At 38.6% G+C, this 15,301-nt stretch carries 16 protein-coding genes; 9 read left to right on the top strand and 7 right to left on the bottom strand.

Features of this window, described 5'->3' with window-relative positions:
- Nucleotides 1–133 precede the first annotated feature (133 nt).
- Nucleotides 134–1,285 (bottom strand): methionine adenosyltransferase, encoded by a 1,152-nt coding sequence (metK, locus tag X781_RS03325; RefSeq protein WP_025235555.1) that lies wholly within the window; start codon nt 1,283–1,285, stop codon nt 134–136.
- Between the two features lie 226 nt (nt 1,286–1,511).
- Nucleotides 1,512–2,354 carry a patatin-like phospholipase family protein gene (locus X781_RS03320; RefSeq protein ID WP_025235554.1) on the bottom strand — a complete coding sequence of 281 codons (843 nt, stop codon included), beginning with the start codon at nt 2,352–2,354 and terminating at the stop codon, nt 1,512–1,514.
- A gap of 57 nt (nt 2,355–2,411) precedes the next feature.
- On the opposite strand from X781_RS03320, the gene X781_RS03315 reads away from it, so the two are divergent.
- From X781_RS03315 to X781_RS03290, 6 genes are all read left to right on the top strand, one after another.
- The gene (locus X781_RS03315; protein WP_025235553.1) at nt 2,412–2,729 is read left to right on the top strand and encodes a TfoX/Sxy family protein; all 318 of its coding nucleotides are present in this window, start codon (nt 2,412–2,414) and stop codon (nt 2,727–2,729) included.
- 28 nt (nt 2,730–2,757) lie between these two features.
- Complete coding sequence (locus X781_RS03310; protein ID WP_025235552.1) at nt 2,758–3,459, top strand: GNAT family N-acetyltransferase; 702 nt, start codon at nt 2,758–2,760, stop codon at nt 3,457–3,459.
- Between the two features lie 118 nt (nt 3,460–3,577).
- Nucleotides 3,578–5,269, top strand: coding sequence for a D-lactate dehydrogenase (dld, locus tag X781_RS03305; protein WP_025235551.1), 1,692 nt, complete (start codon nt 3,578–3,580; stop codon nt 5,267–5,269).
- Between the two features lie 112 nt (nt 5,270–5,381).
- Nucleotides 5,382–6,071 (top strand): ribonuclease T2 family protein, encoded by a 690-nt coding sequence (locus X781_RS03300; RefSeq protein ID WP_025235550.1) that lies wholly within the window; start codon nt 5,382–5,384, stop codon nt 6,069–6,071.
- Nucleotides 6,071–6,559, top strand: coding sequence for a SprT family zinc-dependent metalloprotease (locus X781_RS03295; protein ID WP_025235549.1), 489 nt, complete (start codon nt 6,071–6,073; stop codon nt 6,557–6,559). Before X781_RS03300 ends, X781_RS03295 begins: the two co-directional genes overlap by 1 nt.
- Nucleotides 6,560–6,658: 99 nt before the next feature.
- Nucleotides 6,659–7,939: an NAD(P)/FAD-dependent oxidoreductase gene (locus X781_RS03290; RefSeq protein WP_025235548.1), complete on the top strand. Its 1,281-nt coding sequence runs from the start codon at nt 6,659–6,661 to the stop codon at nt 7,937–7,939.
- Between the two features lie 70 nt (nt 7,940–8,009).
- On the opposite strand, the gene X781_RS03285 is transcribed toward X781_RS03290, so the two are convergent.
- Nucleotides 8,010–8,915 carry an ABC transporter substrate-binding protein gene (locus X781_RS03285; protein WP_442914786.1) on the bottom strand — a complete coding sequence of 302 codons (906 nt, stop codon included), beginning with the start codon at nt 8,913–8,915 and terminating at the stop codon, nt 8,010–8,012.
- Nucleotides 8,916–9,274: 359 nt separating this feature from the next.
- Here X781_RS03285 and X781_RS03280 point away from each other — a divergent pair, with 359 nt between their 5' ends.
- From X781_RS03280 to X781_RS03270, 3 genes are all read left to right on the top strand, one after another.
- Nucleotides 9,275–9,970, top strand: coding sequence for an AzlC family ABC transporter permease (locus tag X781_RS03280; RefSeq protein ID WP_025235546.1), 696 nt, complete (start codon nt 9,275–9,277; stop codon nt 9,968–9,970).
- Complete coding sequence (locus X781_RS03275) at nt 9,957–10,283, top strand: AzlD domain-containing protein (RefSeq protein WP_025235545.1); 327 nt, start codon at nt 9,957–9,959, stop codon at nt 10,281–10,283. Before X781_RS03280 ends, X781_RS03275 begins: the two co-directional genes overlap by 14 nt.
- A 97-nt stretch (nt 10,284–10,380) precedes the next feature.
- Complete coding sequence (locus tag X781_RS03270; protein ID WP_025235544.1) at nt 10,381–11,175, top strand: peptide ABC transporter ATP-binding protein; 795 nt, start codon at nt 10,381–10,383, stop codon at nt 11,173–11,175.
- An 86-nt stretch (nt 11,176–11,261) separates the two neighbouring features.
- On the opposite strand, the gene aspA is transcribed toward X781_RS03270, so the two are convergent.
- The 4 genes from aspA to tehB all read right to left on the bottom strand — a co-directional run bounded on the left by aspA (nt 11,262) and on the right by tehB (nt 15,224).
- Nucleotides 11,262–12,686 (bottom strand): aspartate ammonia-lyase, encoded by a 1,425-nt coding sequence (gene aspA, locus X781_RS03265; protein ID WP_038643881.1) that lies wholly within the window; start codon nt 12,684–12,686, stop codon nt 11,262–11,264.
- A gap of 151 nt (nt 12,687–12,837) precedes the next feature.
- On the bottom strand, nt 12,838–13,107 hold the full coding sequence (locus X781_RS03260; protein ID WP_025235542.1) for a DUF1294 domain-containing protein: 270 nt from the start codon (nt 13,105–13,107) through the stop codon (nt 12,838–12,840).
- 73 nt (nt 13,108–13,180) lie between these two features.
- Nucleotides 13,181–14,218, bottom strand: coding sequence for a phosphoribosylformylglycinamidine cyclo-ligase (gene purM, locus X781_RS03255; RefSeq protein WP_025235541.1), 1,038 nt, complete (start codon nt 14,216–14,218; stop codon nt 13,181–13,183).
- A 127-nt stretch (nt 14,219–14,345) separates the two neighbouring features.
- A complete protein-coding gene (gene tehB, locus X781_RS03250) occupies nt 14,346–15,224 on the bottom strand; it encodes an SAM-dependent methyltransferase TehB (RefSeq protein ID WP_025235540.1) in 879 nt (292 codons plus the stop codon).
- Nucleotides 15,225–15,301: the final 77 nt, after the last annotated feature.

The following is a 15,301-nucleotide window of genomic DNA, read 5'->3' as shown; positions in this document are numbered from 1 at the left end:
TTTTTACTAACTATTTTGTTCTATATGCCATTTTACTAAGATATATTTTTAAGGCAATTAGTGATGGGTAATTTAGTATAGTTATCTAGGGAAAATATGAAACCCTAAGTTTTATAAAACTTAGGGCTTATTATTATAAACCTGCTCCAGCTCTTAATGCTTCTGCTTTATCTGTTTTTTCCCAAGGGAAATGCTCACGACCGAAATGACCATAAGCAGCGGTTTCACGGTAAATTGGTTTGATTAAATCTAACATTTTGATTAAACCGTAAGGGCGTAAATCAAAGTTCTGGTAGATTAATTTCACTAATATTTCGTTGCTAACTTTACCTGTACCAAAAGTCTCCACCATAATTGAAGTTGGATCAGCAACCCCGATTGCATAAGAAAGTTGAATCTCACAACGATCGGCTAAACCTGCAGCAACAATATTCTTTGCTACATAACGAGCAGCATAGGCAGCGGAGCGGTCTACTTTTGATGGATCTTTACCCGAGAATGCACCGCCACCGTGGCGTGCTGCACCGCCGTAGGTATCAACAATAATTTTACGTCCGGTTAAACCGCAGTCGCCCATTGGTCCGCCAATTACGAAACGACCTGTTGGGTTAATGAAGTATTTGGTATTTTGGCTTAACCATTCATTAGGAAGAACAGGTTTGATAATTTCTTCCATCACACCTTCAATCAAATCTTTTTGTGAAATATGTTCAGCGTGTTGGGTAGAAAGCACCACTGCATCAATACCAATAATTTTGTTATTTTCATAAGCAAAGGTTAATTGGCTTTTTGCATCCGGGCGTAACCAGTCTAATTTACCTGATTTACGTACTTTCGCTTGTTGTTCCATTAAGCGGTGAGCGTAAGTGATTGGAGCCGGCATTAACACTTCGGTTTCGTTGGTTGCATAGCCAAACATAATCCCTTGGTCGCCAGCACCTTGCTCTAATGGATCTGCTCTATCCACGCCTTGATTGATATCCGGAGATTGTTTACCGATAGCATTTAATACCGCACAAGAGTGAGCGTCAAAGCCCATATCTGAATGAGTATAGCCAATATCGCAAATGACTTGGCGGGTTAAGTTTTCAATATCAACCCACGCAGAAGTGGTAATTTCACCGCCTACTAATGCCATACCTGTTTTAACGTAAGTTTCACACGCAACACGAGCTTTTGGATCTTGTTTTAAAATTTCATCTAATACCGCGTCTGAAATTTGATCTGCGATTTTATCCGGGTGCCCTTCTGAAACGGACTCAGAAGTAAATAAATTAATTGCCATTGTATTCCTCTCTATCTTAAATATCGGATTATAAATAATAACAAGCGGTCTTTTTTACTCGCTACGCTCGCTCCTTCGGAGTCGTTGGCAAAGCCAACGTTCAAACGCAAGCGTTTGTTGTAAAAAATTCACAAATATGAACCGCTTGTTGAAATTTCGTTTGGAAGTATTTCCATCTAGACGTCTATAATATATTTTTTGAACGTTTTAGGCAAATGGAATTTGGCTATTTTGCCAAATAAGCCTTTAATTGAACTAACGCATTTTTTGCATCTTCCACACCTAAGTCGTACATTGCCTGTATCTTATTCACATCTTTTTCTAATCGACCGATTTTAAGCGTCTTGCTTGGGCGAATAACGAAAATTTGTTGCTTTTCATTGAGTTGAATAACTTGCTCGACAGCTTGATTGTATTCTGAATAGCGATTAGCCCAACGCTCGACTAATTTCGGATATTTTTTATAGAAGCACTTAAACAGCCACATTGAGCTCGGTTTCTTGCGATATTCAAGCGGGCGAGTTAGTACGACGATAATTTTATCGTAGCCCATTTCAATAAATTTCTGCACAGGAATGCTATCTGAAACGCCGCCGTCTAAATATTTTTTGCCATCAATTTCTACGATTTTTGAAACAATAGGCATTGATGAGGTAGCTCGAAAAGCTTCCATCTGCTCAAAAGCATTGGTGATTTTAATATATTCGGGCTCGCCTGTTTCCACATTGGTTACCGTTACCCAAAAATCCATTCCGGATTGTTCAAAGGCTTTTTGATCGAATGGGTCAAGAGTCGAGGGAAGTTCATAATAGGCAAAATCACGATTCACAATATTACCTGTAGTGAGCAAGCTGTGAATCCCCATATAACGCTTATCTTTAGCATATTTTTTGTTATATCGTAATGCTCTGCCTTTTTGTTTAGATGGGAAATTCACACCGAACAGTGCTCCGGCAGAAACCCCGATTGCACCGTCTATATGAATATTTTCATCTAAAAATACATCTAATACGCCTGCGGTAAAAATTCCCCGCAAACCGCCACCTTCAAGCACTAATCCGACTTTCATATCATTCCCCCTGTAATTTGTGTATTATAACCTGAATTTATCTTCATAGGAGCAACTATGGCTGATACGGAATTTGTTCATTTTTTGTTAGATCAACTCTCGTCCATTTCAGGTTTGCGAGCGAAAAAAATGTTTGGTACATATTGCTTGTTTTATAACGATAAAATTGTGGCAATTATCAGCAAAGATTATCGTATTTTTGTAAAAACCAAAATAGAAACTTTACCCCTTTTCTTGGCAGAAAATGCAGAGCAATTTAGCTATTTTTCGAAAGGAAAAGTGCAAAAAATGCACTATTGGTCTATACCTGAGTTAGCGATCGAAGAATCTGATGAGCTGATAAAATGGATTAGGCTCGGCTTGCAAGCGGTCTGATTTTCGTTATTTTTTACAAGAGGCAACAATGAGAAAAAATCAATTTAATCAACTGATTGGCGAAGAAGTTAGTCATTTTTCAGCTGGCGAAATGCCATCACTACAATATGTAGAAGGGAAGTATTGCTATTTAGAAAGGTTGAATAGCTCTCGTCATTTTGATGATCTATGGCGTGTTTACGGTACAGATTCAGAACTTAAGAATTGGACATATTTACCTGCTTTTTTTGGACCTTTTGGGGATAAAAATACATTCTCTGAATTTTTAAAGCAGCAAGAACAAGCAAGCGATCCTTATTTATTGGTTATTATGGACAAGCAAACCCAGCGAGCAATTGGAACATTTAGTTTAATGAGAATTGATCCTGCAAACCGAGTTATTGAGGTAGGAGCTGTGATTTATTCTTCACAGCTACAACGTTCACGAATTGCTACGGAAGCTCAATATTTGTTAGCCTGTTATGTATTTGAAGAGTTGAAATATCGGCGTTATGAATGGAAATGCGACAGTTTAAATGAGCGAAGTCGCAGAGCTGCTGAACGTTTAGGCTTTACCTTTGAAGGGATTTTCCGACAAGCTCAGGTTTATCATCACAGAAATCGGGATACCGCTTGGTATTCAATGTTAGATTCTGAATGGAAAACTATTAAGAAACGCTTTGAGGCTTGGTTAAGCCCAGATAATTTCGATGAACAGGGTGAACAAAAACAACGTTTGCAAGATATTTAAGTGTTAATTCATTATTTATTAAAAGTTTACAAATTTGTGAGCTAATTCACAAAAACAAGCGGTCTTTTTTGTTAAAATTTTTACAATTGTTTTATTTTTATTACAAAGGAATAACAGAATGACCTCTCAGCAACTAATTTCAGAATTAACAGGGATTGTCGGTGAAAAATATATCATTACTGATCCATTAAAAAATGAGGAATACCGTTCTGGTTATCGTTTTGGCACAGGCAATGCATTGGCTGTTGTTCGCCCTGCTACATTACTGGAGTTTTGGTATATAGTAAAAGCTTGTGTAGCGGCAGATGTGATTGTCATCAACCAAGCTGCAAATACAGGTCTAACAGGCGGTTCAACACCAAGTGGCAATGATTATGATAGAGATATTGTTATTATAAATGCAATGCGTATTGACGGTATTCAATTGATTAATCAAGCTGAACAAGTGGTTTGTTTACCCGGTTCAACGTTAAATGAATTAGAAATTTTACTTAAAAAATATGAGCGTGAACCGCATTCAGTAATCGGATCATCTTGCATTGGAGCTTCTGTTATTGGTGGCGTATGTAATAATTCAGGCGGTGCTTTAGTTCAACGAGGTCCGGCATATACAGAAATGGCACTTTATGCACAATTAAATGAGCGAGGTGAGCTAGAGTTAAAAAATCATTTGGGGATAGATCTAGGCGATACACCAGAAGAAATTTTAACTAATTTACAAGAAAACCGTTATCAACGAAAAGATATTCAAAATGAGTGTGGAAGAGGTCATGATCACAGCTATTGCCATCACGTTCGTCAAGTTGATGCAGATTCACCGGCTCGTTTTAACGCTGATCCGGCTCGCCATTATGAGGCATCAGGTTCAGCAGGGAAACTTGCTATTTTTGCAGTAAGATTAGATACTTTCCCATTAGAAAAAGAGACCGCTGTATTTTATCTTGGCACAAATCAAACAGAAGTACTTAATGATGTGCGACGTGCTATGTTAGGTCAGTTTGAATCATTGCCAATTTCAGGTGAATATATTCATCGTGATGCCTTTGATATTGCTGCAAAGTATGGGAAAGATACTTTCTGGGTGATAAAAAAATTTGGTACGCATTGGTTGCCAAAGCTGTTCTCGGTAAAAGCGAAAGTAGATCGTATTGCGAAGAAAATAAGCTTTTTACCTGCAGATTTGAGTGATAAATTATTACAATCAGTAAGTAAAATTTTACCTGAACATTTACCAAAGAAATTGTGGCAATATCGAGATCAATATGAACATCATCTAATCATTAAGATGGGTGGAAAAGGTGTGCAAGAAGCACGAGAATTTTTAAAACATTACTTTTCAAACTCAAGTAGAGGAAATTACTTTGAGTGCGATGCAATAGAAACTCAAGCCGCTATGTTACACCGTTTTGCAGTTGCTTCGGCAGCAATACGTTATAGAGCGATTCATTCTAAAGAGGTTGAAGATATTGTGGCATTAGATGTAGCTTTACGTCGTAATGATGCGGATTGGTTTGAGAAACTTCCAGCGGAAGTTGATTCTAAAATTATCCATAAACTTTATTATGGACATTTTATGTGCCACGTTTTTCACCAAGATTATATTGTGAAAAAGGGTGAGGATTGCCTGAATTTAGAGCACGAGATGCTAAAATTACTTGATATACGAGGTGCACAATATCCAGCGGAACATAATGTCGGACATTTATATGAAGCTAAGCCGGAATTACGAAAATTCTATAAACAACTGGATCCTACCAACAGTTTTAATCCAGGAATAGGTCAAACCTCTAAGAAGAAATTCTGGCAATAGAAGCTAATCTTTTCTTTGAATTACAAGCGGTAATTTTTTCATAAAATATTACCGCTTGTCGTTACTTATACTCTATACTTATCCCCTTTTAGTTACTTAAATAGATATCCTAATGAACCAGAAAAAATTAGTGTTTTTTATTAGCACTGCTGTTCTAGTAGCCACTTTTTTGTTTTTTCTTTTTTCGGATAAAAAAGATCAACCGAATATAACACAACAAGATTCCCCAACTTCTTCACTGGGCGATTATGACGTGAAGATGAAAAATGATCGCTTAAAGCAGAATATTGTGGGAACTGATTATTACACTCTTGCCCTTTCGTGGTCGCCGGCGTTTTGCCAAAAACAAAGACGTAATAATAACGGCAAAGTGCCGCAACATCTGAAATATCAGTGTGATGGCTCACAGGAATTTGGGTGGGTGATTCACGGTTTATGGCCACAGAGTGGAAATGCTAATCGCATTGAAGATCACCCTCGTTATTGTCAAGGCGATTTGCCAAAGGTAGAAGAAGAAACGATTAAAAAATATCTGCCGGAATCGCCGGGTGCAACACTTTTACAAGGCGAGTGGGAAAAGCACGGAGCTTGTGCGTTCAATCAAGCTGATGCTTATTTTGCTAAACAGAAATTCCTCTTTGAAGAGCTTACATTGCCTGACGTTGATATGTCAAAATCTGAGCTATTTAAATGGGTGAGAGCGAATAATCCGCAGCTTAAGGGTGTTTATTTAGGTGGTGGAAAAGATGAGCTGTATATCTGCTATGATAAATCTTGGCAGCCAATGGATTGCCCTCGTTGATGTCTGATTTTCGCCAACTGAAAATGCAGGTTCAACGCCAGTTAAAGCGTGATTTAGAGCGTGCAAATAGTTACTTCAACAAAACTTTTACTCCTCCAACTGTGAATTATAACGTGCGTGGGGTAAAAGCAGGTGTTGCTTATTTGGAACGCAATGAGGTGAGATTCAACCCTGTGTTGTTACAAGAAAACGAGCAGGCGTTTATCAGCCAAGTTGTGCCGCACGAGCTTGCTCATATTTTGGTTTATCAACACTTTGGGCGGGTTCAATCACACGGCAAAGAGTGGAAAATGATGATGGAAACCGTACTCGGTGTGCCAGCAGAAATTTATCATTGTTTTAGCACACAAAGCGTTCAACAACAATTTACCTACCAATGCAGTTGTCAAACCCATCAACTTTCTCTTCGCCGACACAATGCAGTAATACGTGATAAACGAAGTTATATTTGTCGTTTATGTAAAGCTCCTCTTCACTTTGTGGAGTGAACGTTAAAATAATGTTGCAATTTAGCTAGACATTCTTTTTTTACTCCCTACAATGCACCTTAGTTTCAATTCTAATTTAGTTAATTTTCGGAGCATTTTATGGAAACTATTGTTATTGTCGGTGGTGGGGCAGGCGGCTTAGAGCTTGCAACCTATCTTGGACATAAATTAGGGCGTAAACAAAAGGCAAAAGTGATTTTAATTGATCGCAATGCTACACACTTGTGGAAACCGTTATTACACGAAGTCGCCACAGGCACGCTAGATGAAGGGGTTGATGCATTAAGTTACCGTGCACACGCTAAAAATCACGGCTTTGAATTTCAACAAGGCACATTAGTTGCAGTTGATAGAGAAAATAAATCTGTCTCTCTTGCACCTATTTACAATGCACAAAACCAATTATTAGTAAAAGAGCGTAATATCAGTTACGATAAATTAGTGATTGCAATTGGCAGTAAATCCAATGATTTCGGAACGAAGGGCGTGGCGGAACACTGTATTTTCCTAGACGGTTCAGAGCAAGCAAAAGATTTCCAAAAACGTATGATGGAGCTGTTTTTACAATTCTCCCACAGTGAAGATAAAGATGTAAAAATTGCGATTGTAGGCGGCGGAGCAACAGGCATTGAGCTTTCTGCCGAGCTTTACCATATTGTGAGAAACTTAAATTCTTATGGTTTTGGAAAGTTAAACCGTGCCAGTTTAAAAGTTACCTTAATTGAAGCCGGTCCTCGTTTAATTCCTGCTTTGCCGGAAAGAATTTCAATTGCAGCATTCCAAGAGCTGAAAAAAGCTGGGGTAGAAGTGCGTTTAGGCACAATGATTACGGAAGCTCGCCCAGATGGTTTGATGACCCGATTAGGCGAGAAAATTGAGGCAGATATTATGGTTTGGGCGGCAGGTGTGAAAGCTCCGGATATTACGCGTGAATTTGGCTTTGAAACCAACCGTTTGAACCAAATTCAGGTTAAAGATACCTTGCAAGCGACCGTTGATGATGCGGTTTTTGTGATTGGTGATTGTGCTGCCTTAATGCAAGATGGAAAACCTATTCCGCCACGAGCTCAAGCTGCTCATCAAATGGCAACCCTATGTGGTAAAAACATTGTTGCTTTACTTGAAGGAAAAGAGTTGAAGCCATTTAGATTTAATGACAAAGGCTCGTTACTTTCATTCTCGAAATTTGGCACAGTTGGCAATTTAATGGGGAATTTAGTCAGTGGTGATATGTTTATTGAAGGCAAAATTGCTCGATTTGCATATCTTTCGCTATATCGAATGCACCAAGTCGCATTACACGGTTGTTTTAAAACAGGGTTGATTGTTTTAGTGGGGCAGATTAACCGCTTCCTACGTCCAACAATGAAATTACACTAAGAAAAAATCCGCATCACTGATGCGGATTTTCGTTTACAAGCGGTTATTTTCTTTAAAAATTTTGCAAAGGTTATTTAGCCAATTTGATTTCAGCTAACCATTTATCTACCAAGCGTTTTCCTTCTTCGCTTGAACCTGCTTTTTTATAATCAATTTCAATAAACTCGAGGGCATCCGCTTTGGTTGATTGAGGAGCTACTTCGGCATTTACATTAGTTGGCGTTTGGTAAACGCCGTGCTTTTTCCACGGAATTTCTTGTGCTTCTTTGGAAAGTACCCAGTCCATAAATAGCTTTGCATTTTCAAGGTTACGAGCGTTTTTCAAAATACTCACGCCACCTAACGCATAACCCACTTTGCCTTCAGGAATAACCGCTTCAACCGGTGCTCCTTTCTCCTTTTCAGTGGCATAGCTATGCACAAAACCGACAGTTACTGCACTTTCACCTCGAGCCAGATTACTGGTTACTAATGCACTTTTGACATATTGTGAAATATTCGCATTCAATTTTTTCAAGTAATCAAAGGTTTTTTCTTCGCCCCACAGCGTGGAAAGAGTGGTCATTAACGTATAAGTTGTACCGGAGCTGCGAGGATCAGGCAGTTGCACTTCGCCTTGTAGACGAGGGTCGAGTAAATCCTCCCATTTTTTCGGCATTTCAACCCCAAGTTTGGCTAATTTTTCCGTATTTACGCCAAATCCAAGCACTAACATATAAACAATGGAAGTAAATTTGCCTTGCTCGCTTTCCACTAAGGATTTAAATTGCGGCAAAATTTCCACTTGTTTTGGCGAGCGATATTCTTCTAATAAGCCTAATTCACCGGCTTGAAAATGCGGCTCAATAGTGCCTCCATACCAGATATCCGCTTGTGGATTTGAGGCTTCAGCTTTTACTTTACCCAAAATCGTGCCTGTTCCACCGTGAATAAATTGCGTTTCAACATTATATTGTTGCGAAAATTGTTTGGTCATATCTTCACAAACATTGTTTTGTACCGAGCAATAAACCGTTAAACGCCCTTCTGCCTGAACGTTAGGTGTTATAAATAATGCTCCGGAGAGCAACAAGCCGGATAATAAAAAGGCTAATGATTTTTTCACTTCCATTTCCTATAAAAATATTGATAGATAAGGTCGGCAAGTCTAGCATTTCAGTAGATAGATTGGAAATAACTCATTGCCATAAAGTATGTTGATTTAGCCTATTATTCTAATGACTTTCAGCTATCTGCAAATTTTTGTAGTGAGTAAAAATAACCGCTTGTCGTAACTTGCTATTTTGCAAAAATTCAGAATAATAAATATCTTTGTCTTAATGTTAAATTTTAGTTATGGAAAATAGTTGGAAATACGCTATTAAATTAACCACGCCGATTTTTATGGGATATTTTGCCGCAGGTGTGGCTTACGGAATGTTGGCAACTAATGCGGGAATGCCTGCTTGGTTCACTATTGCAATGTGCTTTACCGTGATTTCCGGTACAGCACAATATGCGGCAATTCCGTTTTTTGTGTCGGGGGCTGGGGCAATTTCTGTGTTTCTAAGTACACTTTTAATGAGCTTGCGTTTTAGTTTTTATACTTTGAATATGATGGAACACAAGCCAAAATCTCGCATTAAAGGAATAGTCTCTATTGCCGGTCTAACAGACGAAGGCTTTGCGGTATTATCTACGCTACCGAAAGAGCAAAAACAAGCTCTTATTTTTAAAGTATCCACACTTTGTGTAACTTATTGGACACTTTCCACAATTGTAGGTGTTTTATTAGGCGATTCGGTTGCAAACTATATTCCTCATTTAGATTTTGCCTTGCCGTGTTTATTCGCTATTTTGGCTTATGAGCAATATAAAAACCAAAAGCAATGGAAGCCAATCTTTATTGCCTTAATCGGTTTCTTACTTGCCCGCCAAATTACTGAAACTAGCGTGTTGTTAGTTGCTATTGTCGTTGCCATTATCATTGTGGCTTTTCTGCCTCAATCGTTCTCTAAAACTACCAAAGGAGTAGAAAATGAGCCTAAATGATATTCTGATTATGTTTGTTGCATTGATTCTCGGTACACAAATTTGCCGTTTTCTTCCTGAATTTTTACCGAAAAAGATACTATCTTCGCCGATTTTGCAAAAATTAAACAAAACATTACCGCTTGTGATTATGCTTTTATTGCTTTTAACAAGCTTAACCTTTCCAAAAAACGGGGAAGGGATTCACTTAATTTTGGCTCAAACCCTAGCTTTAATAGGCGTATTAAGCAGCTATATTTGGCTGAAAAATACGTTTTTAAGTGTGGCATTGGGGATTTTAGGTGTAAATATTTTTCTGTCGATGTTAGGTTGATTTATGAACTGCTCAAGTTTATGGAAGCAGATCACAATAAGTGCCCTTTTTTATTTTTTGCGGTAAACTATCACTTTATTTCCAACTCATAAATATTATGGCATTACTTGAAGCACATAATCTCAGCAAGCGTTTTGTTGAGCGAACGGGATTGTTTCATAAGCAAGATTTCTATGCAGTCAAAGAGGTTTATTTTACTCTTAATCAGAAAGAAACGTTGGCGATTATCGGCGAAAATGGGGCGGGTAAATCCACCTTAGCTAAAATGATTGCCGGTATGGTGGAGCCAACTTCAGGCGAAATTATGTTTAGAGGCACACCACTACATTTTGGTGATTACAAATATCGAGCCAAACGCATTAGAATGATGTTTCAAGATCCAAACGATGCTTTTGACCCAAACTACAATATCGGGCAAATTTTAGATGCACCTTTGCGATTAGCCACCGATTTAAGTGAGCAAGAAAGAAACGAGCGTATTTTTAATACCTTAAAATTGGTGGGAATGTATCCTGAACACGCCCTCATTCCAATTTCTGAAGCCTCAAGCGGACAAAAACAACGGGTTGCTTTTGCCAGAGCATTAATCTTAGAACCGGAAATTATTATCGCAGATGATACAATTAATTCACTTGATTTCTCCGTTAAAACGCAATTGCTTAATTTAATGCTCAATGTTCAGCAAAAGCAAGGCATAGCTTACATTTATGTCGGGCAAAATATTGGGTTAATTAAACACATTGCAGATAAAATAATGGTAATGCAAAACGGAGAGGTGGTGGAATATGGCAAAACAAAAGATGTGTTACTTAATCCAGAACACCAAATCACCAAAAGACTAATTGAAAGCCACTTTGGAAAACCGCTTACTGAAGCTGCGTGGCTTAGTTAAATTAAAAATAATAGGGCAAGCAGAAATAATTCACTGCTTGCCCTATTGTAATGAAATTAAATGATTTAATTTTCTATGGGGAGATTTTATTCATCTTCCGTAAAGCGTTTTGCTTTATAAGTCGGATTCATTAAGTTCTCTACAGAGAGAATATCATCTAATTGCTCTTCTGTGAGTAAACCACGTTCAAGTACCACTTCACGCACACTTCTACCTGTGGTTGCACAGATCTTACCAATAATGTCGCCATTGTGGTGTCCAATAAACGGATTGAGGTAAGTTACAATACCGATTGAACTAAACACATAGTTTTGGCAGATTTCACGGTTAGCGGTAATGCCGTCAATACATTTATCACGTAAGTTCACGCAAGCGTTGGCAAGCAATTCAATAGATTCAAACATTGCTTGACCGATCACCGGTTCCATTACGTTTAATTGTAATTGACCTGCTTCAGCGGCAAAGGTTACGGTAGTGTCGTTACCAATCACTTTAAAGCAGACTTGGTTTACGACTTCCGGTACAACTGGGTTTACTTTTGCTGGCATAATAGAAGAACCGGCTTGCAGTTCAGGCAGATTGATTTCATTTAAACCTGCACGCGGACCGGATGAAAGTAAACGTAAGTCGTTACATACTTTAGACATTTTTACTGCGGTACGTTTTAACGCTCCGTGTACCATCACATAAGCTCCACAGTCAGAGGTGGCTTCAATCAAGTTTTCTGAGAGTGAGCAAGGTAGTCCGGTTACTTCCGCTAAATATTTCACCGCAAGTTCTGAATAACCTTCAGGCGTGTTTAAGCCAGTACCGATGGCGGTTGCTCCTAAGTTTACTTCAAGCAGTAATTCAGCTGTGCGTTTGAGGTTGCGAACTTCTTCTTCCAATAATACCGCAAAGGCTTTGAACTCTTGACCAAGTGTCATCGGCACTGCGTCTTGTAATTGGGTGCGCCCCATTTTCAACACATCGGCAAACTCGGTGGCTTTATTTTCAAAGGCAGTTTGTAGATAAACAATTTTATCCACTAATTTAATAATGCTGTTATAAACCGCAATGCGGAAGCCGGTTGGATAGGCATCGTTAGTAGATTGGCTAGCATTAACGTGATCCATCGGGTTGATGATATCGTATTTACCTTTTGCTTCACCTAACAATTCTAATGCTAGGTTGGCTATGACCTCGTTGGTATTCATATTTACCGAAGTACCTGCTCCGCCTTGGTAAACATCGGATGGGAATTGGTCTAGGCAACGCCCTTTCACTAACACTTCATCACACGCCTCAACAATCGCATTGGCAACTTTTTTCGGAATTGCACCGAGCTCTCCGTTGGCTAAAGCAGTAGCTTTTTTCACCATCACCATACCACGCACAAACTCAGGTACATCAGAAATAGTTACATTTGAAATATTGAAATTCTCAATTGCTCTTAGTGTATGAATACCCCAATAAGCCTCATTCGGTACTTCTCTTTCGCCCAATAAATCGTGTTCAATGCGTACTGACATTTTTATCTCCTTAAAATGGATTGTGGTAAGTTTTATTAAATAATACCTATTTTAAGGGATAAAGAATGTGATCTACATCAAATTTCTAAATAGAGGACTAGGATATAAATTGCGACTTCGGATAAGAAAAATTTATGATAAATTTATGTGATTACAAGGCTAAATAAAAATAGGGCAAGCCGATCAGCCAAGCAAAAAATGAGAATACTACCGCAATATGAAAATACCAATGTTGGGTTTTGTGGCGGAAATATTTCATACCACAGTAAGTGCCGATTGCCCCACCCAACAGACAAAAAGAGAGTAACGTAATTTCAGGGATTCGCCACGTTTTTTGAATCGCTTTTTGCTTATCGCTGTACATCAAATAAAGCGAGGCAAAATTCATCATCACAAAATAAAAAAGCCAAAATAGTTGCATTTGCATTCCTTATAAAAAATTTAACCGCTTGCAGTTGCCTACAAGCGGTTAATTTTAGCATTTATTTTGCAAATCAGTTGATTTCAACTTGCTCGCTACCATTACCTAAATCTTCGATTTTACCGATGACCCAAGCATTTTCGCCGTTTTCTTTTAAGATAGCTAAGGCTTTTTCAACATCAGTAGCTGGTAGCGCAATCACCATACCTACGCCACAGTTGAAAGTGCGGTACATTTCATAACGGCTGATGTTACCTTTTTCTTGTAACCATTTAAACACTGCAGACCATTGCCAGCTAGATTCATCAATAACTGCTTTGGTTGATTCAGGTAATACACGTGGAATATTTTCCCAGAAACCGCCACCGGTTAAGTGAGCGATAGCGTGAACATCTGTTTCTTCCACTAATTTTAAGACCGATTTCACATAGATTTTTGTTGGGGCAAGTAAATGTTCGCTAAGTAGTTTACCCTCTAATAGTTCCGTTGCTGGATTGGTGTTGCTAACTTCTAACACTTTACGAATTAAGGAATAACCGTTTGAGTGTGGACCACTTGATGCTAATGCAATTAGCACATCATTTGTTTGGACTGCTGAACCATCAATAATGCCTGCTTTTTCAACAATACCTACGCAGAAACCGGCTAAGTCGTAATCGCCTTCGTGATACATTCCCGGCATTTCAGCAGTTTCCCCACCGACTAATGCACAACCCGACATTTCACAACCGTCGGCAATGCCTTTAACAACACTTGCTGCTACATCAACATCTAATTTTCCTGTTGCGTAGTAATCTAAAAAGAAAAGCGGTTCTGCACCTTGTACCACTAAATCATTTACACACATTGCGACTAAATCTTGACCAATCGTATCGTGTTTGTTGAGATCGATGGCTAAACGTAGTTTTGTACCAACGCCATCTGTGCCTGATACTAAAATTGGCTCTTTGTATTTAGCCGGTATTGCACATAATGCTCCAAAACCGCCTAACCCACCCATCACTTCGGAGCGGCGAGTACGTTTAACATCCGCTTTGATTCGTTCGACTAATTCGTTTCCTGCGTGAATATCAACGCCGGCATCTTTGTAACTAAGTTGTGTGTTGCTCACTTTAACCTCAACAGTAAATGAATGAAAAAACGAGGGTATTATAGCATAAGCAAACGTTTGCGGAATGCTAATTTTCAATAAATGAAAGGTAAATTTAAGGGGAAATTGTCATTCCCCCTACAAGCGGTTAATTTTCGTTGATTTTTTTCGCTAACATTGTAGCAAAACGCAGTTGAATACGGTTGCCGTGTTCGTCAGTTTTGTGGAGATGCCCCAAATCTTCGTTGTATTTTACCAGCTCCCAATCTTTGTAATAATTTGCCAGCTCACCTTCAGCAAAGGTAAAAGAGAATGGCATTGGACAAGGGTAATCATCGGTGCTCATAGCACAAACAATAAGATTGTAGCCACTGACTTTAGTATTTTTCTGCATATTTTCAATAATCGCAGGAATTCGTTCACGGTTTAAGAACATCATTACTACAGTGGAAATAACAAGATCATATTCACCATTTTGATTGCCGATGCTTGCCTCATTAATGTCATAAATATCCGCAGTAATGTGGTGAGATTGCTCTTTTTCGATTATATAGTTAAGAAAATCAATACTTTCCTGATTATGATCAACAGCGGTTACATCAAAGCCTAATAAATTAAGATAGAGCGAGTTACGTCCACGTCCACAGCCTAAATCGAGAGCTTTTCCACCTTTGATGTAATTAATCGTATTCAACACTTCGGAATGGGTGGTGGTGAGATTATATTTTTTTGCAAAATAGTCTTCAGGCTTGCAATAGAAGGAAAGTTGGCACTCTAAATCGTCAGATAAGGCTTCCACCTTGTGCCATAATTGCGGTTCAACCATTGGGCGTTGGTGGTTAGCATCAAAAATATCTTCTTTAACCACATCCCCTTCTTCGGTGAGTTCGTAATATTTGAGCGAGCCTTTTAAAATCGTGAGCTTTGCCCAAGTGCCGACTTTGGTGTTGTGCTTTTCTTGGAACATTTGCGGTAGGGTATCTTTTGTCCATACCGGCATTTGTTTATAGCAAATTAAGTTTTCCATTGCATTTTCCTTCATTCTTAACATAAACGCTGAAATTTTATCACTTTTAAATTGCAGGCAATAAAAAATCCGACTAA

The sequence above is a fragment of the Mannheimia sp. USDA-ARS-USMARC-1261 genome, assembly GCF_000521605.1.
GTDB classification, from domain to species: domain Bacteria; phylum Pseudomonadota; class Gammaproteobacteria; order Enterobacterales; family Pasteurellaceae; genus Mannheimia; species Mannheimia indoligenes.
This window is presented reverse-complemented; position numbering and strand designations above follow the sequence as displayed.